The sequence below is a fragment of the Methylobacterium sp. 4-46 genome, assembly GCF_000019365.1.
GTDB lineage: Bacteria > Pseudomonadota > Alphaproteobacteria > Rhizobiales > Beijerinckiaceae > Methylobacterium.
On record NC_010511.1, the window covers coordinates 4,278,945 to 4,303,085 of the forward strand.

The window sequence follows — 24,141 nt, forward strand, 5'->3', positions numbered from 1 at the left end:
ACTTCCTACGCCAATGGAGCTAGCATGCCAGCTTTCGCTGAACTTTTCATCGGCGGCCTCATGTCGGGATTGGTCGTGGGCCTATCTGCTCTCGCGATCACACTTGTCTTCGGCATCGCACGATTTCCGAACGCAGCGACGGGTGATGTGATGACAGCTGGCGCTTATATCGCGCTGTCGGTGGCTGCCTTGACGGATTCAGTCATCATCGGAGGCCTCTTCGGCGCGCTAACGGGTGGAGCCCTCGCCATCCTCGCCTACCTGCTAGTGTTCCGGAAGCTATCGGGCCGCTCCTCTGTAACCAATCTTCTCGCGTCGATCGGCATAGCGTTCTTCTTGCGCGCCGTGATCGGTGTCGGTTTCGGGCATCAGCAGCAGGTCTTTCAGCTTCCCCTCGAACGACCCTGGCGCATCCTCGATGTCCGGTTCCAACCCGCCGATCTGAACCTGGTGATTGTAGCCGTAATCGCTCTGTCAGTCGTCTTCTTAATCCTCTACGCGACGCCGATTGGCCGCTGCATGCGAGCCGTCGCCGACGACCCTGGTCTGGCGAAGGTCTCCGGCATTTCTCCCTCCCGCATCATGATCGCGCTGTGGGTTTTGGCCGGCTCTGTCTCCGCAGTGGCTGGCGTCATGTATGGGATCAAGACTGTTGTAACGCCGGAGATGGGGTGGGACATGCTCCTTCCAGCGTTCGCCGCCGCGATCCTGGGCGGAATTGGTAATCCGGTTGGCGCGATCTGCGCTGGCATCCTCCTCGGAACCTTGCAGGAGGTCGCGACGCCTCTCGTCGGGTTCACCTACAAGATAGCTATCTCGTTCTTCGTTCTGCTGCTCGTGTTGCTTGTGCGCCCGCGGGGTTTATTCGGTCAAATTGAAGGGGTTCGCTGATGGAAGCTTACATCATCGCGATTCTGATCATTAGCGGAATCTATGTACTTTTAGCTCTTGGGCTGAATCTACAATACGGGCTAACTGGCATTACCAATTTCGGTCATGTTGGATTCTTCTGTATCGGAGCCTACACAGCGGCGTTATTAAGCCAAGTATCGGTTCCTTGGCCTTTCGCCTTTCTCGCAGGCGCAGCCCTCGCCGCCCTCGCGGCTTGGCCCCTCGGCCTCATTAGCCTCAAACTTCGGGACGATTACTTCGCCATCGTCTCGCTGGGCTTCTCGGAAGTGGTGCGGATCGTCGTCACGAGCGAGAAATGGCTGACGAAGGGCGTGCAGGGCATTACCGGTATACCCAAGCTGTTCGCTTTCCTCGGGACGGGCACCGCCCAGGCCCTAGCCGTGCTACTCCTTCTAGTCGCCGTAAACATGCTGGCTGGTCTGTCCAAGTCGCGCATCGTCCGATCTCCGTTCGGTCGAATGATCGAGGCAATTCGAGACAACGAAGAAGCTGTGAAGGCGCTTGGCAAAGACCCGTCGACGTTCAAGATCCAAGTTCTCATGCTTGGCGCTGCTCTCGCTGGTATTGCTGGGGGGTTTTATGCACACTACATCGGGTACATCGTCCCCGAGCAATTCATACCGCTGATCACATTTTACATTTGGATGGCAATCATTATCGGCGGAGTCGGGCCAATCTCGGGCGCGCTTGTTGGCACACTCATTCTAATGTTCTTCCTGGAGGGATCACGCTTTCTGCGAGGCTTCATCCCGTTCGTTTCCGAGGTCGAGATGGCCAGCATCCGCCTCGGTGTGATCGGGCTCGCTCTGGTCCTCTTCACGCTCTACCGGCCCCAAGGCCTCATGGGGGATTATACAAAGCGATGAACCTTAAGATAGAGGGTCTGACGAAAGTCTACGGCGCGCTTCGGGTCGTCGATGGGGTTTCGTTCTCTGTTCCGCCCGGCGACGTGGTCGGGGTCATCGGCCCCAACGGCGCCGGCAAGTCGACGCTGTTCTCGCTAGTGACCGGGTTCCTGGCCGCCAGCGAGGGGGCAGTTCGTCTCGACGGCAAACAAATCGGCCATCTCTCCTCGGTCGAACGAGCGAGAGCTGGAATGGTGCGCACTTTCCAGGTACCCCGGGAATTCAGTCATCTGACCGTCAAGCAGAACCTGATGGCGGCGGCGCCAAAACAGAGCGGCGAGCGCATCGCCGACCTCTTCTTTAAAATCAGAAAAGTTCGTCAGGAAGAGAAGGTGATCTCCTCTGAAGCCGATGCCATGCTGGACTTTCTGCGACTCACGCGGATCGCGAACTCGCCGGCTGGCCGGCTTTCTGGAGGTCAGAAAAAGCTTCTCGAGCTCGGTCGTGCGCTGATGACTGGTGCCAAGCTGATCTTATTGGACGAACCTTTCGCTGGTGTAAATCCAGTTCTGATTGAGGAGATCGCGGAGCGCATTCGGGAGTTGAAGAACCGGGGCATCGGCTTCCTAATCATTGAACATGATCTCGGTGCACTCACTCGTCTCGTCTCTACGCTTCACGTGATGGATCGTGGGCGCCTGATTGCGTCCGGCCTTCCGGCTCATGTGCTGGCGTCCAAGCAGGTTCGCGAGGCCTATCTCGGAGGGTCGTCATGATTGTTCTGTCCATCGAGGGCCTGAAGGGTGGCTACGGCGAGGTCGACATCCTGAATGGCATCGACCTTGAACTCGAAGCAGGTGAAATACTGACGGTTGCCGGAACAAACGGTGCGGGGAAATCTACTCTTGCGAAGGCCGTGGTCGGGCTGCTGCCGCGCGTTGAGGGGAGTGTGCGGCTCGGAGGAAGAGATGTTACGCGACTAGCAACCGAGAAGCGGGCCCAGAATGGTATCGGCTATGTGCCGCAGGTGGCTAATGTCTTTCCTTCATTGACGATCATCGAGAACCTCGAAGTTGTTCAGGGAGTGCGTGATTCAAAATCGCGAATTGCCGAGGTGTTCAGACAGTTCCCTGCCTTGGCCGAACGCAAGCGGGCGCGTGCAGGGAGACTCTCCGGCGGCGAGCGTCAGCAATTGGCGTATGCGAGAGCCCTCATGACACGACCTCGCGTGGTGGTGCTCGACGAGCCAACGGCTGCCCTATCTCCGGCATTGGTCGCCGACAGCTTCTCTCGCATTGCGTCCCTGGCAGCAGACGGCACCGGTATCCTGCTGATCGAGCAAAGGGCTCGGCAAGCGTTGGCTATCTCAAACCGCGGAGCGATCATGGATGGTGGGCGCGTCGAGATGGCGGGTTCGGCGAACAAATTGCTGAACGATGAGAAGGCAGCGGATCTGTATCTGGGGCGTTACTCCACTTGATTGCCGGACCAGGCAGTTTTAAGCTCCCGAGACTCGCTGTAATGATCGGCGGCCCGTCGAGTGTCTCGCCGAGCCGAACGTCCGAAGTACCGGACCGGTCGACGGCCAGGCCGGCCCGCGATCACTCCTGTGCTGGTACTCTCAGGCGCTGCATGTGACCGAGCATCTTGCCGACGATAGCGCCAAGTTGTTCGCTCACCTGCGTAGAGTATGACAGGGCCACCTCCGTGACGCCTCCCGGCGTGGCCCTGTGGCCCTCCGCTTGCTTCGAGGCCGCGTGGTGTCCACGCAGCCTCCTGGTTAGTTCATCGAACACGACGTGCATCACATCGTCCAGCGCTGCGGGCGTGAGACCACGTTCGGTTAAACTGTCCTCTATCGTCCTTGCGAGTGATGACCTGATTAGTGTCAGGAGCGGACCCGCTAGGAGCGTCATCAGATCATAGGCCTGTTCCTCTTCCATCCAACTGGTCGGGCCCAGTAGCTGGAGAGCCGCGATCGCTGATGAAATTCGAGGATCGGCCCGCGCGACATCGTCCAGAAGTCCGATCGAACGAACTTCGCCCCCGTCCTGGGGAATGGCCGGGCTGAGCCGCGTCACCAGCGCATTCGGGAGAGCCTGGCGCACGATGCTCACCTCGGCGTCGATCCCCATGGCGAACATGACGCCATCGAAGCTGCGAAGACCACGGCGCTCAGCTAGCCCCACCAAGGCTTGGTTCGGGATTGCGGAGAAAATGACGCGAGACTGTATGACAACATTGAAATCGTTGCCAGATTTCTTGCCAGCTACCGGAGGCGATGCGGAATCACCGAAGCGACGGCTCCACGTAATGACGTGCTTGCCTCCCTCCCTCATTCGGGTGGCGACCGCGTCCCCGAGGCGTCCGGCGCCAAAAACACCGACCGCGTCGGTCGATCCCGATACATGCGTGATAGAAGGTTTCATGTGATGTCATCCTCGGGCCTGTGACGGACATGTCGAGCGCCGACGCCGAGAGCTGGGCCTCGACCTACCTCAAGACGGGAAATCCTCTCTCGGCGGGCTAAGACGGCTCGTCCACAGAGGCGTGACGAGTCGATGCTCGCTCCGCGAACAGCGACGGCGGTCGGAAAAACGCCACGAGGCGTGCACCACGCCTGCGAAGATGGTGCAAGACGGGCCCATTGGGCGCTGGATTGCGGACCAATGTGCCGGCATTGCGCGCATCGTGTTTCCATATGCCGTAGTTTTGTGGACCGAACAAGACCGAAAAACCGCAGATCGTGCTTGTGTCATGCGCCCGGATTGATATATAGCATGATGCGAATGACATAGGACGCGGCGGGCCAGGAATGAGTATGGAACGGCAATCGTCGAGGCGCCTGTGTTCGCAGGGGGCTTCCGTGGCCTTAATAAGTGGCGCGCCCGAGCCGGCCTAAAGATGCCCGATTGGGTCTTGGCCGGATCAAGGTTCGCGAGAGGCTGGGGCTCCCTGCCATAGGCGGTGAGGAAGTCGGCTACATCAAAGCGTGCATACTCGGTCCGCTCGCGGCCGCTCTCGCTCAAACATCAACTCATTCTGGAGGACACTGCTATGGCAAATATTGACTGGGGCGGCATCTTCCCGGTTCTCGTAACCCCGTTTGGGCCAGACGGGTCTATCAACGAGCTGCGATACAAGGAGCTGATCGATGAAGCGATCAGGAACGGTGCTCGCGGCATCGTTGCGGCCGGTAGCACGGGCGAGTTCTATGCACTCACGATCAGTGAGCGCGCCCGCCTCTATAAGCTCACGGTCGATCATGTAGCCGGTCGAATTCCCGTCTTGGCCGGAGTTGCCGACCTCCGCGTTGAGGATGTGGTTGATGCCTGCCAGGCCGCGGTCGCAGCGGGTTGCGTCGGTGGGATGATTCTGCCGCCCATTTACGCCATGCCAAGCCCGCGTGAGATCGTCGCCTTCTTTGAGCACGTCTCTCGGAGCAGCTCGCTGCCGTTGATGCTGTACAACAGCCCAAGGCGCGCAGGTATTGATATCAATCCGGCGCTGGTCGAGCAGCTCTCCAAGCTTCCCACGGTCGTTGCAATCAAGGACAGCTCCGGGCTGATTAATCAGGTCACCGAGCTAGTGCAGCGTGTCGGCGGCAGCCTTCGCGTGTTCGTGGGGTACGAAACCATGATCGTACCGGCCCGTGCGGTAGGTGCTCACGGCGTCATCGCCATGGCACATCAGATCGCGGGGCCTCTCATTCGCGATTACTGGGATCAAGCGTTGAAAGGCGGTGAGTCCGTGGATGACATGGGCCGCGATGTCTTCGCATTCTACCGCTGCTTCCAATCAGGCGCCTATTACGCCGCAATCAAAGAGACCATGACACAGCTTGGACGTGACGCAGGTGGGCCGCGTCTGCCGCTGCTTCCCCTGACCGGCGACCAGAAAGCTGCGATTGCCAAGATTATCGGAGAGGCCGGGCTGAGCCGCTGGGCGAAGACCTGAAGCATCACGGCGTCCGCCCACGCCTCTCTCCGGAACGTCCGATCAAACAAAGGGTGACGTTGCGAGCACGTAGATGGTTGCGTGCGCACCGGGATCGTGGGCGCGTTAGGTGAGAGGACCTCGTAAATTTCCGGACCGAGCTATCCGGGCTCGTTTCGATCGGCATTCGCGTGCGAAAGCCCGCACTTTCTGAAGGACGGCTATGTATACGAAATTGGCCCTATTTATTGATGGCGAGTGGATTGAGGAAGCCAGTGCCGGCAGCGAAGTGGTTCTCAATCCGGCAACAGAGCAGCCGCTCGGCACGCTGCCTCACGCCGGCCGGCCGGAGTTGGATCGAGCGCTCGCGGCGGCAGATCGCGCCTTCCACGGCTGGAAGCGCACGTCGCCTTATGAGCGTGGGCAGATCCTGCGGCGCGCCGCCATCCTCATGCGTGAGCGACTCGTTCACATCGCGACTGTGCTGACGCTCGAGGAGGGCAAGACGCTTGCAGAGGCCAAGGGAGAGATCACAGCTGCGGCAGAGTTCTTCGATTGGTTCGCCGAAGAGGGACGGCGGAGTTACGGGCGCATCATCCCTGCCCGACTCGCCGGCATGCTTCAAACCGTGACGCAGGAGCCGATCGGCCCCGTCGCCTGTTTTACCCCGTGGAACTTCCCGGCCGTGACCCCGGCCCGAAAGATCGCGCCTGCTCTGGCGGCAGGGTGCACCTGCATCATCAAGCCGGCTGAGGAAACTCCGGGCACGACGCTAGAGATTGCGCGTGCGCTTAGCGATGCCGGCCTACCGGCCGGCGTGCTCAACGTTGTATTCGGCAACCCGGCAGAAGTCTCGGAGTATCTTCTGAGATCTCCCGTGATCCGCAAGATCTCGTTCACCGGATCGACCCCAGTTGGCCGCCATCTTGCGCGCATCGCGGGAGAGACGCTGACGCTGGCCACGATGGAACTCGGCGGACATGCCCCAGTCATTGTTGCGAAGGACGCCGATATCCGTCGCGCCGCCGAGCTGTCGATGGCGGTCAAGCTGCGTAACACGGGGCAGGTTTGCACGTCGCCGACGCGCTTCTTCGTAGAACGCCCCGCTTACGAGGAGTATCTGGAGCACGCGCGCGCTCTCGTCGAGAAGCAGGTGGTCGGCGACGGCCTGTGGCCCGAGACGACGGTCGGACCTGTCGCGAACGCCCGCCGCGTCGCTGCCATGGACGACCTGATTTCGGATGCTCTCTCGCACCAGGCTCGGCTCATCGCCGGCGGAGAGCGTATCGACGGGGTCGGGCTCATGTACAAGCCTACTATCCTCGCGGACATTCCGGATCACGCTAAGGCGATGTCGCACGAACCATTCGGCCCGCTGGCCCTCGTGCAGCCGGTCGAAGACATCGGCCACGCGCTCGCGCGGGCGAATTCGCTGCCCTACGGCCTAGCCGGATACGCTTTCACGAGTTCCTCAGCGACGGCGAACCGCATCTCCGAAGAACTAGCTGTCGGTGTCATCGGGATCAACCAGATGGTTGTTACAATCCCTGAGACGCCCTTCGGCGGCGTCGGAGATAGTGGCTGGGGGCGTGAGGGCGGGATTGAGGGTCTTGAGGCCTATATGAGTAAGAAATACGTAGGCCACCTTCACGTCTGAGCGCGACGTGGTTCTTTCTACGTCGGGAGAACCTTCCGTCGACCCACAGAGCTAGCGCGAGTCCGATCTACCGAAGAGCCGTAGAGCTTTTCGCTTAGCATAGACTCGCCCTAATCTCGGGAGGTTCGAATGGTACAAGCGAGGTCTATTGCCGTTGTGGGAGGAGGGCTCATCGGCATCAGCTGCGCCCTCTCCCTCTCCAGGGAAGGCCATCGCGTGACTGTGTTCGAGGAAGGCAAGGTCGGTCATGGTTGCTCCTGGGGCAACGGTGCCCAGTACAATGCCGGGACCTCGCTGCCGATGTCCTATCCGGGGGTGATGTGGCGTGCGCTGAGATGGCTTGCTGACAGGAATGGACCCGTACATCTCGCTGCTCGAGAGCTTCCTCGGAATATCGGATGGCTCCTGCGTTTCATTGAGACGGGTTCTCCGAAGAGATGGGAGAAAACATACACTGCTCTCAACGCGCTTAATGCGCCGTGCTCCGATCTATACAAAGACCTGCTGGGCGATGACGAATGGACTAAAATCTTCCGACCTAGCGGTGCTCTTCATGTCTATCGAGAGTCCACGCGCGGCCGACTCGACGATCAAATCGAGCGGTTGCGGATGAGCCACGGGGCCACCTTTGAGAAAATTTCCGCTGAAGACATCCGGCAACTAGAACCGAACCTGTCCAAGGACTATCAGCGCGGCGTCTACTTTCCGGGCAGCGGTTACGTTGATTCTCCTGTGGCGCTAGTGGAGCGCTTAAATGCACGCGCTACATCATTCGACACGAAGGTGCAGCACGCGCGCGTCTTGTCCATTGAGCCGGGATCGGAGGCTGTGACGCTCCATACAACGTTGGGTTCTCATCGCTGCGACTTGATCGTCATTGCCGCCGGCATCGCCAGTCGTGATTTGGCGAGAAGCCTCGGCGTATACTTGTCCATGGCGAGTGAGCGAGGCTACCATGTGGCGCTGTCGGATGTCGCTGGCGCGATCAGCCGCCCCGTCACCGACACGGCTTCAGCCTTTGTCGCGACTCCGCTCTCAGAAGAGTTGAGAGTGGTCGGCATAGCGGAATTCGACAAGGCCGACGCGCCTATCAGGAGTAGTCAGACGGACAAGCTTCTCGTGGCAGCCCGCCGTATGATACCGGACCTTCAAGTCAGTACGGTGCGACATTGGATGGGCATCCGTCCATCCACTCCGGACAGCCTACCCATTATAGGACCGCATCCGAAGCACACCGCCATCCTGTTCGCGACAGGGCACGGTCACCTGGGGATCAGCGGGGCGCCTATGACGGCTGCCTTGATTTCCGACATCGTCGCGGGCCGGCGCCCTCGCATCCCACTCGCGCCGTACGGCGTCAGGTAGGTGTGGGGGCGACTGCGGGGCGGCCGCGCAAATCTCCTGCGAAACGACTGAACAAGCGCTTCACTTTCAACGCTTTGACCTGGTACATGTACCGCACTGCCCCTTCTTGCATCAGGCCTGATCAATGTCAATGTGGAGTTCGGTTGCCGCGTTCCTCCTGTGTTCACGGATTGAAGCCGTGTATCCCAGAGATCGTGGTGAAAGAGTGTCTCAGCCGCGCCACTGGTGCCACCTGCCTGAACCCATACGAACGAAGAGCTAATTCGTTGGTCACACGCGGTCGCTAGAGTCGGACCTACGGTTGATAGATCAGCGCAAGGAAAATTGCTTCATGGCCTCGGAGAAGACCAAGTTTTTCGGCTGGCTGCCCCGGGAGCTGTCGTCGGAAGGTCCGCGCTACCTTGCTCTGGTAAATGCGCTTGAGCAGGACGTCGTGGAGAACCGTCTAGTCGACGGCTCGCGCCTCCCGCCGCACCGTGAACTGGCTGCGCAGATCGGATTATCAGTTGGTACTGTCAGCAAAGCATATCAAGAGGCGGAGCAACGGGGCATCGTCAGCAGCCATGTCGGGCAGGGGACTTTTGTGCGCAGGCGCGCATCGACCGTCCCAATCGGCGCGGCCGCGCCGCAAGCCGTGAACATGGCCCTCAATGTGCCAGCTCATGGTCGCGAGGCGGATGTTCTCTCTGGGCTCCTGAGCGATGTCTACCGTCCCCAAGAACTAGCGCCACTACTCGATTATCATCCCCATTCAGGCATCGGGCATCATCGCGAAGTCATTGCCCGCTCCATTTCGGATGATGCGTTCAGCGTTGATCCCGCGCTGCTGTATCTGTGCAACGGCGCTCAGCATGCCCTCGACATTGCCGTGCGTCTCGTGGCACAGCCAGGCGACAAGATACTCGTCGATCGGCTCACCTACTCGGGCTTCAAGGCGATCGCAGTCGCGAACTCACTCACGCTCGTGCCGGTTGATCTTGATGATGAAGGCACCGATCCTGACGCCTTGGAGGCAGCGTGCCGGCTTTCTGGTGCCCGCGTCTATTACTCTATGCCGACTCTACAAAGTCCGACAGCGCGGACCATGAGTCTCCAGCGACGAAAGCGCATTGCCGAATTGGCCGAAAAACTTGACCTCCTCATTATTGAGGACGACGTCTACAGTTTCTTCTATCCTGAAAGGCCGCTTCCGATCGCGGCGCTCGTGCCCGAAAGAAGTTTCTATGCAACGTCTTATTCTAAGTGTGTCGCACCGGGTTTTCGGCTCGGAACACTCTCGGTTCCTCCCGCGTTCAAGGGTCGGGCTGAATTATTTGTCCACGCCTCCTCATGGTTCGCTGCACCCATCTTGGGTGACCTGGCGGTTCGTCTTCTCGAGAGCGGCAGGCTCGATGAGCTGATTCGTGAGCGGAGGCGGCAGGCAACCGAGCGGTATCGTCTCTTCGCGAAGTTCTTTCCGTTTGTGGAGAAGCTGGACAATCCCCCTTTCTACGCCTGGCTGCCCTTGCCGCAGGAATGGTCCGCATCGCGTTTCACTTCGGCGGCACGCGGGCAGGGCATCCTCGTAACGCCTCCGACCGCCTCCACTGTTGATGACGACGATCCGGGCGCCGTTCGCGTGTGCCTAGGTGCGCCAGACGATCTAAGCGAGCTTTCCGGTGCTCTCTCCATCCTTAGCGAGATCCTTGCTCGGCCACCTCTGAGCGTCTTCTCTGTCGCTTGAACTTGATAATAGGCAGCGAAGAGGCGCCAATGATTTTTACTGTCGAGAGGTGTCGAAGGCGAGTGCAACCACTCCGTCGTTATTTCGGACGGCTGACTTGAGAATTTGAGCGTGCGCTTAGTGGCTCGCGCTTCAAAATTCAGAAGCGATGAATGTCATGTTGTGCGTCGCGGTTGTTTGAAATCTGAGCGCGTCAAAGGCCATCGGAGTTTACGACTGCCATGCAAATCCGCAACGATGGGGCGAATGCACGCCTCCTCGATTGTCCCGGCTTTATAGGCGCCCCAATGGATGTGCTGCACGAATATGCGCGCGGGGAGATCGAGAGCGTGGAACGGACGGTCGGTCGCTGCGGCGAAGGTGACGGTGCGGCGGATCCCGCGCGTCTCGTGATCGGGGTAGGCACCTATCGCCTCGGCATAATCGAGATCGGTGCCCGCTCGACCCGGGGCAGCCAGCTTTACATGGACGACACTGTCGGTGCGCCGGGCGAGGCGGGCGACGTCGTTGCGGCTGAGACCGACTGGGCGTCGGTCAAATCGCTTGCTACCGCGCTCGACGAGCCTCCGGATTTCTCCCGACCGATCTTCCTGAAAAGCGTGCGTTGTGGTGCTTGGGATCTGGCTGCTTGCCGGGTGGCGCGGGCACGTCCCGCTTGCTGAGACAGCGCGAGCAGAAATGATGAAGTAATCCGTGCGGGTCCAATGACGATTTCATTAAAATTGGAAAATCTGAGTTATGTGGACGGTGCGAGCCTACCCGTCTCTGATGGAGCGATCCGAACCATTTTATCGTTATTTCCGATTAATCGTACGTCACGAGCTAGAAAAAAAACGCTGTGTGTTGCGCATCGATATTGATACTTGTTGGTGCGCTCACGATCCGAATGGGGAAGAGCTGTGACACGTGAGACCACCCCCGTACTGCCGTCCTCTGACGCAGAGAATGCCTGCACCGGCCTCATCAAGACGGCCGCCGAAGCGGTCACGCGAGCAGGTGGGCGGGGAGGCTTCGTGCGTGACCTGTTCGGACGGGTGCCCCCGGAGGATCTGACCTCTTATCCCGCCGCGGTGCTCGCCGACCTCGCCTGCGACGCTCGCGCTTTCCTGGCTGAGCCCCGACGGCCGGGCGATCCGGCGCGGCTGCGGCTGCGCGATGCCACGATCGAGCGCAGCGCCCAGCCATGTGAGATCACCGTGATTGAGGTGATCAACGACAACCGTCCTTACCTGCTCGACTCGACGCTGGCCGCGCTGACTGAGCACGGCCTGACCCCTGACTTCGTGGCCCACCCGATCCTTGGCGTCGAGCGCGACGCGGGCGGCGCCCTCGTCCGGGTCGTCGGCGAGACCACGGCCGAGGCACACGGCGGGCTCGCCCGCGAGAGCCTGATCCACATCCATCTCGACCGGATCGAGGGGGCGGCGCGGGAGCGGCTGGAGGCCGAGCTCGGCGAGGTTTACCGCGACGTAGCGCTGGTGAGTGACGACGCTGAGGCGATGCGCGTCCGCCTCGCCGCTCTGTCTGCAGGCATCGGGCAAGGGTCCCCGCTGCTCTCGGAGGTCGAGACGATTGAGGCGCGCGCCTTCCTCGACTGGCTCGCGGACGGCCATTTCACCCTGCTCGGCATGCAGGAACACGGCATTGCGGGTGAGACGTACTCGCTGGTGCCCGAGTCTAGCCTCGGCGTGCTGCGTGATCGCGGCGCGGCAGTGCTGCGGCCCGGTCCCGGCTGGATCGACTACACTCCGGAGATCCTCACCTTCCTGCAGGAGCCGCAGGCGCTCATCATCACCAAGGCCAGCGCTAAGGCGCGAGTGCACCGAGCGGGCTACCTCGACTACATCGGGATCAAGCTGTTCTCAGCGGACGGCAAGCTGTCTGGCGAGGTGCGGGTGGTGGGTCTGTTCACGGCCTCCGCTTACGCCAATCCCGCCCACGAGGTGCCGATCCTGCGCCGCAAGGCGGCGGCGGCGGCCGATCGCGCTGGCCTCGACCCTACGAGCCATGCAGGGCGCAGCCTGCTCGCGGTGCTGGAGACCTATCCGCGCGACGAACTGTTTCAGATCGACCTCGACCGGCTGACCCACTTCACCCTGGCGATTGCAAGCCTTGCCGATCGGCCGCGCCTGCGTGTGCTGTCGCGACCGGATCAGTTTGGCCGCTTCGTCTCACTGCTCGTCTACGTGCCGAAAGACCGCTACGACTCGACTGTGCGCGCCCGGATCGGTGCCCACCTCGCCGAGACTTACGGCGGCCATCTCTCCGCGGCCTACCCGGATTTCCCTGAGGGGCCGCTGGCGCGAACCCACTACATCATCGGCTTGTCCGAGCCAGGCGTGCCGGAGCGCGATCCCAGCGCGCTGGAGGCCGAGATCGCGGGGATCGTGCGCACCTGGGGCGACAGCCTGCGCGCGGCGCTGGCCACGCTCAGCGACGGCGCCCGTGCTCGCATGTTGGCCGCGCGCTATGCCGAGGCATTCTCCGTCGCATACCGTGACAATTACTTGCCGGAGGTAGCGGTCGCTGACGTCGCGATCCTCGAACGCTTGAAGGCCGACCGGCCGCGGGGAGTCGACATCGGTCGCCGCGATACCGATCCCGCGAACCAGATCCGCCTCAAAGCTTTCTCGCGCGGCACCTCGATTGCCCTGTCCGACCGCGTGCCGGCCCTGGAAAACCTGGGCTTCCGGGTAATCAACGAACGCACCTACCAGGTGCGGCCCTCTGGCGTCGGCGAGGGTGACCGCGTCTGGCTATATGACATGCTCCTGGAGCGTGCCACGGGTGCGGATATAAGCCTCGCCGAGGCGGCGGTGCTCGAAGAGGCTATGCTGGCAGTCGCCGATGGGCTCGCCGAGTCCGATGGCTACAACCGCCTTGTCCTTGAGGCCGCCCTGCCATGGCGCGAGGCGGCGCTGCTGCGAGCGCTCGGGAGGTACTTGCGCCAGCTCCGCATCCGCTACGGGCAGGACTACATCGCTGGCACGCTCGCGCGGCACCCGGTGATCGCCAAGGGGCTAGTCGCCCTGTTTCGCGCCCGGTTCGATCCGGCTGCTACAGGCGACCGGGTGGCAGCCGAAGCTGTGGCGCGGGCCGAGATCGAGGCTGCGTTGTCCGGTGTCACCAGCCTCGATGAGGATCGGATCCTGCGCCGCTTCGTGAACCTTGTCGAAGCGGCCCTGCGTACGGACTTCTTCCAGGTGGCTGAGGAAGGAGGCCCGCGCGACACGATCAGTTTCAAGTTCGCCTGCGCGAAAGTCGTGGGAATGCCGCTGCCGCGGCCGCTCTTCGAGATCTTCGTCTACTCGCCGCGCGTCGAGGGCGTGCACCTGCGCTTCGGCTACGTCGCCCGCGGGGGCCTGCGCTGGTCGGATCGGCCGGAGGATTTCCGCACCGAGGTCCTCGGCCTCGTGAAGGCGCAGCAGGTCAAGAACGCCGTGATCGTGCCGGTGGGCGCCAAGGGCGGCTTCTTCCCCAAGCGCCTGCCGCCGGCCTCCGACCGCCAGGCCTGGATGGCCGAGGGCACCGAGAGCTACCGGATCTTCATCCGCACCCTGCTCTCGCTCACCGACAACATCGTGGACGGCGCCATCGCGCCTCCAAAGGACACCGTGCGGCACGATCCCGCCGACGACGCTTACCTCGTGGTCGCGGCGGACAAGGGCACCGCGACCTTCTCGGACGTGGCGAACGCCATCTCGCTGGAGCGCGGCCACTGGCTCGGGGACGCCTTCGCGTCGGGCGGGAGCCAGGGCTACGACCACAAGGGCATGGGCATCACTGCGCGGGGCGCCTGGGAGGCGGTCAAGCGCCACTTCCGCGAGATGGACGTGGACACCCAATCCGATCCCTTCACCGTGGTCGGCGTTGGCGACATGTCCGGCGATGTGTTCGGCAACGGCATGCTGCTGTCGCCGACCCTCCGGCTGCTGGCAGCCTTCGACCATCGTGACATCTTCCTCGACCCGAACCCCGACGCTGCGCGAAGCTTCGCCGAGCGCAAGCGGCTGTTCGATCTCGGCCGCTCGTCCTGGGTGGACTACGATCGGTCGCTGATCTCGGCCGGCGGCGGCGTGTTCTCCCGCTTGCTGAAGACGATCCCGCTTTCGCCAGAAGCCCAGGCGGCGCTCCACTTCGACCGAAGCGAGGTAACACCGGCCGAGTTAATGCAGGCGATTCTCAAGGCCCCTGCCGACTTGCTCTGGTTCGGCGGCATCGGCACCTACGTCCGCTCCACGAGCGAGACCGACGACGAGGCGGGCGACCGCGCCAACGATGCCATCCGGGTGACGGGCACGGACCTGCGGGCGCGGGTGGTCGGCGAGGGCGCTAATCTCGGGCTGACGCAGCGCGGGCGCATCGAGGCGGCGCGCAGGGGCGTGAGGCTCAACACCGACGCCATCGACAACTCGGCTGGAGTCAACACTTCAGACGTGGAAGTGAACATCAAGATCGCGCTGATGGGCCCGGAGCGCGACGGGCGGCTCACCGATAAGTCCCGCAACGCGCTGCTCGCTGACATGACGGAGGAGGTCAGCCGCCTTGTCCTGCGCAACAACGAATTGCAGACGCTCGCCCTGTCGCTGGCGCTGCACGGTGGCGTCGGCGAGACCGGCTTCGCGATGCGGACTATGCAGGCCTTGGAGGCGGAAGGCCGCCTTGACCGGGCGGTGGAGTTTCTGCCTGACGACGCAGCGCTCGCCGAGCGCATGCGCCGCGGTGAGGGGCTGACGCGGCCGGAATATGCGGTGCTGCTCGCTTACGCCAAGCTGTGGCTGCATGATGCGATCTTCGACAGCACAGTGCCGAACGATCTGTACTTCGACCGAGAGTTGCAGCGCTATTTCCCAAAAGCGCTGCGTGAGCGCTTTCCGCACGAAGTGAAGGGTCACCGGCTGCGCCGAGAGATCATCGCGACGGCGCTCGCCAACATCATCGTCAATCGCGGCGGCCCCTCCCTCGTAACGCGACTTGTAGACAGCACGGGAGCGGACGCGGCGGCTATCGCCAAGGCCTACGCGGTGACGCGGGACGCCTTCGGGCTAATGGAGCTGAACCTCGCGATCGACGGACTCGGGGGGCGGATTGGGGGCCAGGCGCAGCTTAGCCTCTACGCCGAGGTGCAGGACCTACTCGCCAATCGCATCGTCTGGTTCATTCGCAACCTCGACCTCGCGGTCGGACTATCGCCGATCATCGCTCGCTACCGCGACGGCGTTGCGGCCGTCGAGGCAGCTTTGCCCAAGGTGCTCGGCGAGGAGGCGTGGGCAGTGATCGAGGCAAGAGTGGCGGAGCTGACCGGGGCGGGCATGGCCCCGGTGCAAGCCAGGCGGCTCGCCTCGCTCACTGCGATGGTCTCGGCTCCCGACATCGTGCGCGTCGCCGAGGTTAGCGGCCGGCCGGTTGAGGAGGTGGCGGCAACTCACTTCGCTATAGAGCACGCCTTCCGCCTCGGCGACCTTGCCGCCGCGGCGCGGACGGTGGCTGTCGCTGACACATTCGACCGGGTCGCTTTGGACCGGGCGGTGACGGGGATCGCGAGCGCCCACCGCAAGCTGACGGCGGAGGTGATTGCAGACATCGGCGCCGGCCCAGAAGCGGTATCGGCATGGATCCGGGCGCGCGGCTCCGCGCGCACCCGGATCCGCGACACAGTAGACGCCATCGCCGCCTCGGGACTCACACTCTCGAAAACGACCGTGGCAGCGAGCCTGCTCGGTGACCTCGTGCGGGGCTAGTTCACTCACACCGACGAGTGCAACACACGCTCGTCTTCTATGCGGCGCAGAAGATGCGGCGGCAGGGCCTGGCGACCGCCGCCGTCGCCGTGATGGTACCCGACCAACCGCCACAAACCTGAGCTCGACACTTATGAGGCGTTTCCGCAAGGTGGCAACGACCGTTTCGGACGGGCGGGAGCCGGGATGTTGTGCGGGCGCTGGGCCCGCGGATCCACTCGTATCCGGCGGAACAGGACGTTCCTGACCAAGGTGCCTCATGCGAGGCGCACCGGCTGAAGGCGGCGGGACCCATCTTTGGCGACGGCAGCAAACCCCGTCGAGCTCCGGTCACACACCTGCCCCGCTCGCCCGACGTGCCGTCTATCGGCCCGGCGGACGAACCTCGATCCTCAGGCTCCCTTCAGGTGCGCGCCCTCGGAACCAGCCCAGTGGCGAGGTAGCGCTATAGGGCGAACAGCAGCTTGCGCGCCAGGGCGACCGCCGTGATCTTGCGGATGCGCCCGCGTCCCGTGCCGACCCGCTCGACGAACCAGCGGGCCAGCCCGCTACCCGGCTGATAGCGCAGCCACAGCCAAGCCAACTCGATCATCGACTTGCGGAGCAGCGGGTTGCCGGCCTCCGAGATGCCCTGGTCACGCTGACGGTCGCCACTGGCGTATGGGCTTGGCGTGAGGCCAGCGTAGGCGGCCACCTGCTTGCAGTTGTCGAATGGCCCGTACAGCGCCTCGCGCACCAGCACCGTGGCTAACTCGGTGCCGATGCCGCCGAGACGGGCCAGACGCACCACCTTCTCGGCGTCGGCGTCCTCGATCGCGGGATTGGCCGCGGCGGCGTCCCGCTCAGCCTCGGCTGCCGCGATCTGCTCGAGCACGAGTTCCAGCCGCCGGAACTCACGTTCGACCTCACCGCGCAGGCGCTGAGGCAGCTCGCGCCCATCGCCGGTGCGGACCTCTGCCAGCCGCTCCGAACGATCCCGGCGCAGCGGTTGGAAGGTGTACACGCCTTGTGTCGCGAGCAGGCCCTTGATCCGGCTGACGTGCTGAACCCGCTCGGCGATCAGGCGCTGCCGCTCGCGATGGGTGCGCCGGGCATCCTCGCGTTCGACCGAGGGCACCTGAACCATGCGGCAGGCGGCGTAATCGCCGCGGCACCACGCCATGAGAGCTCGGAGCAGCATGGCCGCGTCGAGTCGGTCGGTCTTGGCCCGTCGGGCACGGCGGTCCACCTGGAGACTGCCGGGATCTATGACGAAGCAGGTGATCGCCTCGGCCGCGAGGCGGCGCTGCAGCCAGAAGCCGTCGTAACCAGCCTCGTAGCCGAGGATGACCGCCAACTCCCGGCCAGAGCTGCGCTGTTCGCGGGCTTGCAGGCGGCGCAGCAGAGCGAGCAGACCCTCCACATCTCCGCCGCTGAGCCGGTGTGCCGAGGTCTTCCCACTCGGGATGGCCTGCGCGGCCAGGAACCTGGCCGACTTGCTGAGTTCCAGCGTCACGAACACAGCAAGGTCAGGCAGGTTCGTCTGGATCTGTTCGCGGTCAGACATGGCCAACTCCGGTCCGATTTCAGGAAGTTGGTGGATGATCCAAGCTCCAGCTTCCTGCATGGTATCTTTGGCCAATCCGCGGTCGGCGGCCTCGGGTTACGCACGTGGTCAGGAGCAGGGCCAGCAAGCGACTTCGTTCCGCCGATGCGCCGGAAGCAATCCAGCCCGGTTACAGTAACGAGCAGCGGTAATCCGAGGCGAGCTTGTAATACGCCTGTCAGGAATTTCCACGATGTGCCGTGGACTGCGTGAGCGCACGAAACTCCTTCGGTATGCTCGGACGTGTAGGAGGATACGGTCCGCCAGGCCGTGGTGATTGGCCAAAGTCGAGATCAGGGGGCAAAAAATCAGCTTCTTGTCGTGGGTATTGCTATTTCAGATACGCAAGAAATCTGCGGCATTCTGGTAAGCCCATTTGCGCCGCACCATATTCGTAAGTGGGAGAGCGTCGAGCTCCGCAACGGTCCGCTCGATGGGCAGCATTGGGTGGCCGGTGCCGAACAAGAACTGATCTTGAAGATTGCGGCTTCCGAACGCCAGAAGGGGCTCGTAGCCCGATTGGGAGGTGGTCAGCAGCTTCGGCCGGATCGCGACAACGCCGATGCGAAGGTTCCGATGTCGCCACGCGACCGCGATCAGCTCCTGCACCCACGGCCAGCCTGGCGGCGAGGCGCAGGCCCTGAGCTCGGGAAAGTGAGTCATCACCTCGTCGAGGTGAGAAGGCCGCCCGTACTCGATCAGGCTCTCGGTCGAGAAGTTGAGCCCGGTATGGATGTTGACCGGGATGTCGAGGTCGATGCAGGCACTATAGAGTGGGTAGAGGCGCTTGTCGTTGGGCGCGAGCCTGTGCTCGAAGCACTGGATGTTGAGGCCTCTCAGCCCAAGGTCCCGGACAGCACGGCGCAGCTCGCGCACCGCGTCCATGCCCTTGTGGGGGTCCACGCCCGCGAAGCCGACGAACCGGCCGCCCTGCGCCGTGCAGAAGGCCGCAACATCCTCGTTTGCGATTTTGAAGCCGAAGGTCGTCTCAAGGTCGCGCGCCTTGACCACGACATGACGCGCATCGACGGCATCGTAGGCCGCGAGGTAGGCCTTCAGCGCCTCCGGCCCGGTCTCCTTCGACACTTTCGCTTCGCTCGCTTGGTAGACCCGCCGGTAGTTCGCGAGATGACCCGCCTGCCGGCTGAATTCCGGCAGCGGCGGCCGGCTCGAAAAATCGATGATCATGTGATCCTCACGCCGGGGGCAGGACGCGCGCGTCCTGCTCGCGCCATCCGACGAAGACGCCGACGCCAATCTCCAGCTTCTCGCGGTGGCGGTGGTTGAATTCCTGGACGAGGAACCGCGCCCCGGTCGCGAGCCGCACGACGTGTCGGACGTTGGCTCCGACGACGAGAGACGCCTCCAAGGCCCCCGCGAGCGGATGGGTCGGCGACGGTGCGGTGGCGAGGGCCGCCAACTCGGGCCGGACGAGGAGCGTGATCTCTTCACCGACTTCGACCGGAAAGGACGGACGCGGTGCGGTCATCCTCACGTCGCCCAGGCTTAGCGTGAGATCCGATCCCTGCTGAGACACGATGCGTCCCGGCATCAGGTTGGACTCGCCGATGAAGTCGGCAACGTAGGGGGAGTTCGGCTCGAAGTAGAGCTCGTCGGCCGTGCCGCACTGCGCCGCCCGCCCGTCCTTCATGAGAACGATCCGATCGGACATCGTGAGTGCCTCCTCCTGATCGTGCGTCACGTACAGCATGGTGATGCCGGATTCGCGGTGAAGCCGGCTGATCTCGATCTGCATCTCCTGCCGCAGTTTCTTGTCGAGTGCGCCGAGCGGCTCGTCCATGAGGATGAGGGCCGGCTTGTAGACGATGCAGCGGGCAAGCGAGATGCGTTGCTGCTGCCCACCCGAGAGTTCCTTCGGCCGTCTTTCGGCGACGTGCGGCATCCGGATGAGGTCGAGCACTTCGCCGACCCGCCGCCGGATCTCCGCCTTGCCGACGCCCCTGACCTCAAGCGGGAAGGCGATGTTCTCGAACACGGTCATGTGGGGCATGAGCGCGTAGTTCTGGAACACCATCCCGAGCTTGCGCTTGCTCGGCGGCACGTGCGTCACGTCCAGGCCGTCGATCAGGATCCGGCCGCTCGACGGCCGCGTCATACCGGCGATGAGGTTCAGAAGGGTCGTCTTGCCGGAGCCGCTCGGCCCGAGCAGGCTGACGAACTCGCCGCTCGCGACCTCGAGGCTGAAATCTGTGAGGGCGCGAAATTCGCCATACCGCTTGCTGAGCGCCTCCAGGCTGATCTTCGACACGGGACGGCTTCCTGGGCTGGTGTCGCGGGGGCGGCTCAATGCCGGCGGAGGTCCTTGAGGATGTCCCGGGCAGCGTTGTGGCCCGGCACGCCGGTGACTCCCCCGCCCGGATGGGCGGACGCACCGCACAGGTGCAGACCGCGGATCGGCGACCGATAATCCGCGTAGCCCGGGGCGGGGCGGCGGAAGAAGATCTGGTCGGCGCTGATCTCTCCGTGGTGGACGTGCCCGCCCGGGAGGTCGAAAACCCGCTCGAGATCGGCGGGCGAGTAGACGTGGGTGTGAACGATCCTGTCCCGGTTGCCGGGCGCGTAGTCCGACAGGGTGTCGGTCACGACCGTGATCAGGTCCTGCCTCGCGTCCTCCGTCCAGCCGCCCCGCAGATCGTAGGCGGCGTGGCCCGCCATCACGCTCATTAGGTGGCGCCCCGGCGGGGCGAGCGTCGGATCGACCACGCTCGGCGTCATGGCGACCACGAAGGGGCGGCGCGCATAGGACCCGTACTTGACCGGGTCGAAGGACTGTTCGAGGTAGTCGATGCTCGGGCCGATCCGCACCTGGGCCGGGTAAGCGAAGCCGGCCGCCTGCGGATCGAAGGCCGTGAAGCGCGGCAGGTCGTCGAGTGCAAGGTGCACTTTGTAGACCGAGCCTTTGGATCGGAAGGCACGGATCGTCCCCTTGAACTCGTTCGAGAGTTCGCGGCCGTCGACGAGCTTCAGGAAGGTCGTCTTCGCGCTGGCATTCGCGATCACGCGCTTGGCCCGGATCTCCTCACCGGACGCCAGGGTCACGCCCGTGGCGGCGCCGTCCCTGACCGTGATGGCGGCGACCTCGGCGTCGGTCCGGATCTCGAGCCCGTGACGCCGCCCGGACGCAGCAATGGCGTCGCTGATCGTGCCCATCCCGCCGCGGATGAAGCCCCAGCCGCCCGCCGCGGTCTCGTGGTCACGCACGAGCGGCCGCAGGAGGACGTAGGCGGTCCCCGGCGTGCGGGGCCCGGCGCTGCCGCCGCCGCCCGCCGCGTAGAACCCCAGCGCCGCCTTGATCGCGTCGTTCTCGAACCAGCGGCCGAGGTACTCGTAGGCGCTCAACGTCAGGAGATCGTAGAGCTTGTAGAAGTCGGCCCCAATGTCGTGGTAACGCCAAAGAAACTTGGCCGTCTTGATCAGGTCCCTGGGACCCATGGCGGTGATGTCGACCGGCGTCTCCCAGATGATGCGGCGCATGAACGGCGCGAGCGCCTGCAGGTGCTGGCGGTACTCGGGATACGCGGCGGCATCCTTGGCCGAGAATTTCGCAATCTCGGCGCAGGTGCGGGCCTCTTCGTCGAAGAAGATGAGCGAGCGGCCGTCCGGGAAGGGCTGGAACATCGGCGGCGGCTTCAGCGCCTCGAAGCCGAACCGGGCGAGTTCGAGGTCGAGGATCACCTTCGGCTGCATCAGCGCCATGACGTAGGACGCGGTCGAAACCCGGTAGCCGGGCCAGACCTCCTCCGTCACGCAGGCGCCGCCGATCATCGGGCGGCGCTCCAGGACGAGCGTGCTCAGGCCGGCCCGGGCGAGGTAGGCCCCGCAGACGAGGCCGTTATGGCCGGCTCCGACGATCACCGCGTCATAGTTGTCCGCCATCGGATGCCCCCTCTACGACGCCTTGAGCCACGCACCCGCGACCCTGTCGTAGCTGCCGAGCCTGAGGTCGGGCAGCTCCGCGGTGAGCCGGTGCTTGGCGATCTTGTTCGAGGCCGTCTTGGGCAGGTCCGGCCGGAACTCGTAGAAGCGCGGGACCTTGAACGGCGCGAGGTTGGCACGGCAATGCGCGATGATGGAGGCCAGGGCGGCCTCGTCGCCCGCCGACCCCGGTTCCAGGACGAGGTAGGCCTTGATCTCCTCGCCGCGGACCTCGTCCGGCACCGGCACGACCGCGGCCTCCACGACCTCTCTGGCGCCCTGCAGCACCGCTTCGACTTCCCGGGCCGCGATATTCTCGCTCGATCGCCGGATCATGTCCTTGGTCCGGCCGAGAATGGAGAAGTAGCCGTCCCGGTCGCGCTGGAACACGTCGCCCGTCCGGAACCACTCGCCGAAGAAGGCATCGGCCGTTGCCTCCGGCCGGTTGTAGTAACCCTTGAAGATCCCCCGACCGCGCACGACGAGTTCGCCGAATGCGCCCGCCGGAACGGTGTCGCCCTGCTCATCGACGACGCGGCACTCCCGGAACGGGCCGGGCACGCCGCACGAGCCGGACCCCACCTTGTCGACCGCCTCGATGGGCATGAACATGGTCGGACCGAGCTCGGTCATGCCGAAGGCCTCGCGGGCGAAGAGATCGAACCGCTCCTCGACCGCGGCATGCAGATCGCGCGGTACGCCGTACATGTTGGCGCGTACGACCGCGTTCCGGCGGTCGTCGGGATGAGGCGGCTGCTTGAAGACGAGCAGCGGCAGCAGGCAGAAGTTGATCGCGTGCTCGCGCACCCACCCCATGAAGCGGGTCGCGCTCTGGCGCTCCGCGACGAACAGCGTCCCCCGCTGATAGAGGGTCATCAGAAGGAGCCACTGCGGGTCCATGTAGAAGAACGGGGTCGAGGCGAGGATGCGCTCGTAGGCACGCCCGTCGCGGCGCGCGTTCACCTTGCCGGCGATGATCCAGTATTCCTGGGTGAGGAGGCAGCCCTTGGGAAATCCGGTTGTTCCCGACGTGTACTGGATGTTGAGCAGGTCCGCGTGGCCGACCGGCTCGGGCGCCGTGAAGGGCTCGGAGCCGGGTTCGAACGCATCGCGGAAGGCGGTGTAGGGGCCCGCGGCTCCATCGACGAGGAGCACCCGCTCGGCCGGCAGGGCGATGCTGCCGCCCGCCCGCGCGCGCTCGTACACGTCGCGAGCCGTCTCGTGCAGGATCAGGAACTCGGCCTCGCTGTCGTTCAGCACGTAGGCGAGTTCCCGCTCGCGATAGGTGACGTTGATCGGCACCATCACGGCCCCGATCGTGCCGATAGCAAGCCAGGAGAGCGGAAAGGCCGCGATGTTCGGCAGCATCACGCCGACGTGCACGCCCTTGCGGACGCCACGCGCGAGGAGCCCGCGCGCGAGCGCGCCGACGCGCTCGCGCACCTCGCCGTAGGTCGCCTGCTCTCCGCTCTCGAAGAAGTTCCAGGCCAGGCGGTCGCGCGCCGCGTCCGCGGCCTCCTCCAGAAGGACCGCAATGTTCGCGGGAAGCGGCTCCGCCTCGATCGTCCGCCGGCGCTCGGTGACCGACGGCACGGGCTGGTTCAGGATGTCGGCGCGCTTGGTCATGAGTGTCCGGTCGTATCGGTTTGCAGGCGAAGCATCGCGAGGCTGAAGGCCAGCGAGATCGCGGTGAGGATCGCGGAGACGGCCGCGATCACGGGTGAAATTTCCCAGCGCAGAGCGCTGTACATCTTCACCGGAAGGGTCATCGTGGCTGGACCGCTGACGAAATACGAAGCCACGACCTCGTCGAAGGACAGGAGGAACGCGAACAGGGCACCGACGGCGAGGGAGCCGCGGATCTGAGGCAGCACGATCTTCAAGAACACCCGCGCGCGGCCCGCGCCCATGATCGTCGCGGCGGTCTCAAGCGCGGGATCGATCTGCCGCAGGCCGGCCGAGACGGACACGATCACGAATGGTGAAACCAGGACCGTGTGAGCCAGAACGAGGCTCAGGTCGGTGCCGCCGATGCCGAGCCCAGCGAACTGGAGGTAGAAGCCGAGCCCGAGAACGACGACCGGTACGAGGATCGGGCTGACCAGGAAAAGGTTGAGAGCCCGGCGCCCGCGAAAGGCCCCGCGCACGAGCGCGTAGGAGGCCGGCACCGCCAGGACGAGGCTCGTCACCATCGTGAGAATGCCGATCTTCAGGCTCTGGAGTGTCGCGCCCCACCAGGACGGGTCCGTGAAGAACTCCCGGTAGAGGCCGAACGAGAGCTCCCGCGGCGGGAAGCTGAGCTCGCGCGCCCCGCCGAGCGAGATCGGGACGATGATCAGCGTCGGCATGAGCAGGAACAGGAACCCGGCCCAGGCCGCCAAGCCCCCGGCGAGGCGCCATGCGCGGGTCGGTCGATCGACGAGAGCGCGGTTCACGGCGCG

Annotated in this window: 17 protein-coding genes; 10 read left to right on the forward strand and 7 right to left on the reverse strand. The window is 63.9% G+C overall.

Translation table 11 applies throughout. The features are described from left to right. Positions 1–24: 24 nt before the first annotated feature. Genes M446_RS18400 through M446_RS35545 form a run of 4 tightly spaced genes read left to right on the forward strand, consistent with a single transcriptional unit; the run spans position 25 to position 3,237 of the window. Positions 25–891 (forward strand): branched-chain amino acid ABC transporter permease, encoded by an 867-nt coding sequence (locus M446_RS18400; RefSeq protein WP_012333612.1) that lies wholly within the window; start codon positions 25–27, stop codon positions 889–891. Further along, positions 891–1,778, forward strand: coding sequence for a branched-chain amino acid ABC transporter permease (locus M446_RS18405; RefSeq protein ID WP_012333613.1), 888 nt, complete (start codon positions 891–893; stop codon positions 1,776–1,778). Before M446_RS18400 ends, M446_RS18405 begins: the two co-directional genes overlap by 1 nt. After that, the gene (locus M446_RS18410) at positions 1,775–2,533 is read left to right on the forward strand and encodes an ABC transporter ATP-binding protein (protein WP_012333614.1); all 759 of its coding nucleotides are present in this window, start codon (positions 1,775–1,777) and stop codon (positions 2,531–2,533) included. The genes M446_RS18405 and M446_RS18410 overlap by 4 nt, the downstream gene beginning before the upstream one ends. After that, positions 2,530–3,237: an ABC transporter ATP-binding protein gene (locus M446_RS35545; protein ID WP_012333615.1), complete on the forward strand. Its 708-nt coding sequence runs from the start codon at positions 2,530–2,532 to the stop codon at positions 3,235–3,237. The genes M446_RS18410 and M446_RS35545 overlap by 4 nt, the downstream gene beginning before the upstream one ends. 121 nt (positions 3,238–3,358) lie before the next feature. Here M446_RS35545 and M446_RS18415 read toward each other — a convergent pair whose 3' ends face one another. Beyond that, positions 3,359–4,186: a hypothetical protein gene (locus tag M446_RS18415; protein WP_012333616.1), complete on the reverse strand. Its 828-nt coding sequence runs from the start codon at positions 4,184–4,186 to the stop codon at positions 3,359–3,361. Positions 4,187–4,814: 628 nt separating this feature from the next. On the opposite strand from M446_RS18415, the gene M446_RS18420 reads away from it, so the two are divergent. From M446_RS18420 to M446_RS18440, 6 genes are all read left to right on the forward strand, one after another. Beyond that, on the forward strand, positions 4,815–5,714 hold the full coding sequence (locus M446_RS18420; protein ID WP_012333617.1) for a dihydrodipicolinate synthase family protein: 900 nt from the start codon (positions 4,815–4,817) through the stop codon (positions 5,712–5,714). Between the two features lie 202 nt (positions 5,715–5,916). After that, positions 5,917–7,350 (forward strand): NAD-dependent succinate-semialdehyde dehydrogenase, encoded by a 1,434-nt coding sequence (locus M446_RS18425; RefSeq protein ID WP_012333618.1) that lies wholly within the window; start codon positions 5,917–5,919, stop codon positions 7,348–7,350. A gap of 129 nt (positions 7,351–7,479) precedes the next feature. Continuing rightward, on the forward strand, positions 7,480–8,715 hold the full coding sequence (locus M446_RS18430) for an NAD(P)/FAD-dependent oxidoreductase (RefSeq protein WP_012333619.1): 1,236 nt from the start codon (positions 7,480–7,482) through the stop codon (positions 8,713–8,715). Between the two features lie 331 nt (positions 8,716–9,046). Next, complete coding sequence (locus tag M446_RS35550; protein WP_012333620.1) at positions 9,047–10,438, forward strand: PLP-dependent aminotransferase family protein; 1,392 nt, start codon at positions 9,047–9,049, stop codon at positions 10,436–10,438. Between the two features lie 287 nt (positions 10,439–10,725). After that, positions 10,726–11,100, forward strand: a complete 375-nt coding sequence (locus tag M446_RS18435; protein WP_043701393.1) for a hypothetical protein — start codon at positions 10,726–10,728, stop codon at positions 11,098–11,100. A 237-nt stretch (positions 11,101–11,337) separates the two neighbouring features. Next, on the forward strand, positions 11,338–16,179 hold the full coding sequence (locus M446_RS18440; protein WP_012333621.1) for an NAD-glutamate dehydrogenase: 4,842 nt from the start codon (positions 11,338–11,340) through the stop codon (positions 16,177–16,179). 445 nt (positions 16,180–16,624) lie between these two features. Here M446_RS18440 and M446_RS18445 read toward each other — a convergent pair whose 3' ends face one another. The 6 genes from M446_RS18445 to M446_RS18470 all read right to left on the reverse strand — a co-directional run bounded on the left by M446_RS18445 (position 16,625) and on the right by M446_RS18470 (position 24,135). After that, positions 16,625–17,725, reverse strand: a complete 1,101-nt coding sequence (locus M446_RS18445; RefSeq protein WP_012333622.1) for an IS110 family transposase — start codon at positions 17,723–17,725, stop codon at positions 16,625–16,627. 375 nt (positions 17,726–18,100) lie between these two features. Further along, on the reverse strand, positions 18,101–18,952 hold the full coding sequence (locus M446_RS18450) for an amidohydrolase family protein (RefSeq protein WP_012333623.1): 852 nt from the start codon (positions 18,950–18,952) through the stop codon (positions 18,101–18,103). A 7-nt stretch (positions 18,953–18,959) separates the two neighbouring features. Further along, positions 18,960–20,033 (reverse strand): ABC transporter ATP-binding protein, encoded by a 1,074-nt coding sequence (locus tag M446_RS18455; protein WP_012333624.1) that lies wholly within the window; start codon positions 20,031–20,033, stop codon positions 18,960–18,962. 35 nt (positions 20,034–20,068) lie between these two features. Then, complete coding sequence (locus tag M446_RS18460) at positions 20,069–21,661, reverse strand: phytoene desaturase family protein (RefSeq protein ID WP_012333625.1); 1,593 nt, start codon at positions 21,659–21,661, stop codon at positions 20,069–20,071. Positions 21,662–21,673: 12 nt separating this feature from the next. Beyond that, a complete protein-coding gene (locus tag M446_RS18465) occupies positions 21,674–23,326 on the reverse strand; it encodes an AMP-binding protein (protein ID WP_012333626.1) in 1,653 nt (550 codons plus the stop codon). After that, the gene (locus M446_RS18470) at positions 23,323–24,135 is read right to left on the reverse strand and encodes an ABC transporter permease (RefSeq protein ID WP_012333627.1); all 813 of its coding nucleotides are present in this window, start codon (positions 24,133–24,135) and stop codon (positions 23,323–23,325) included. Before M446_RS18470 ends, M446_RS18465 begins: the two co-directional genes overlap by 4 nt. Between the last annotated feature and the right edge of the window lie 6 nt (positions 24,136–24,141).

Excerpts from the sequence above, each read along its gene's own strand:
- M446_RS18400 (WP_012333612.1), top strand. The coding sequence starts at position 25 with ATGCCAGCTTTCGCTGAACTTTTCATCGGCGGCCTCATGTCGGGATTG.
- M446_RS18405 (WP_012333613.1), top strand. The coding sequence starts at position 891 with ATGGAAGCTTACATCATCGCGATTCTGATCATTAGCGGAATCTATGTA.
- M446_RS18410 (WP_012333614.1), top strand. The coding sequence starts at position 1,775 with ATGAACCTTAAGATAGAGGGTCTGACGAAAGTCTACGGCGCGCTTCGG.
- M446_RS35545 (WP_012333615.1), top strand. The coding sequence starts at position 2,530 with ATGATTGTTCTGTCCATCGAGGGCCTGAAGGGTGGCTACGGCGAGGTC.
- M446_RS18415 (WP_012333616.1), bottom strand. The coding sequence starts at position 4,186 with ATGAAACCTTCTATCACGCATGTATCGGGATCGACCGACGCGGTCGGT.
- M446_RS18420 (WP_012333617.1), top strand. The coding sequence starts at position 4,815 with ATGGCAAATATTGACTGGGGCGGCATCTTCCCGGTTCTCGTAACCCCG.
- M446_RS18425 (WP_012333618.1), top strand. The coding sequence starts at position 5,917 with ATGTATACGAAATTGGCCCTATTTATTGATGGCGAGTGGATTGAGGAA.
- M446_RS18430 (WP_012333619.1), top strand. The coding sequence starts at position 7,480 with ATGGTACAAGCGAGGTCTATTGCCGTTGTGGGAGGAGGGCTCATCGGC.
- M446_RS35550 (WP_012333620.1), top strand. The coding sequence starts at position 9,047 with ATGGCCTCGGAGAAGACCAAGTTTTTCGGCTGGCTGCCCCGGGAGCTG.
- M446_RS18435 (WP_043701393.1), top strand. The coding sequence starts at position 10,726 with ATGGATGTGCTGCACGAATATGCGCGCGGGGAGATCGAGAGCGTGGAA.
- M446_RS18445 (WP_012333622.1), bottom strand. The coding sequence starts at position 17,725 with ATGTCTGACCGCGAACAGATCCAGACGAACCTGCCTGACCTTGCTGTG.
- M446_RS18450 (WP_012333623.1), bottom strand. The coding sequence starts at position 18,952 with ATGATCATCGATTTTTCGAGCCGGCCGCCGCTGCCGGAATTCAGCCGG.
- M446_RS18460 (WP_012333625.1), bottom strand. The coding sequence starts at position 21,661 with ATGGCGGACAACTATGACGCGGTGATCGTCGGAGCCGGCCATAACGGC.
- M446_RS18465 (WP_012333626.1), bottom strand. The coding sequence starts at position 23,326 with ATGACCAAGCGCGCCGACATCCTGAACCAGCCCGTGCCGTCGGTCACC.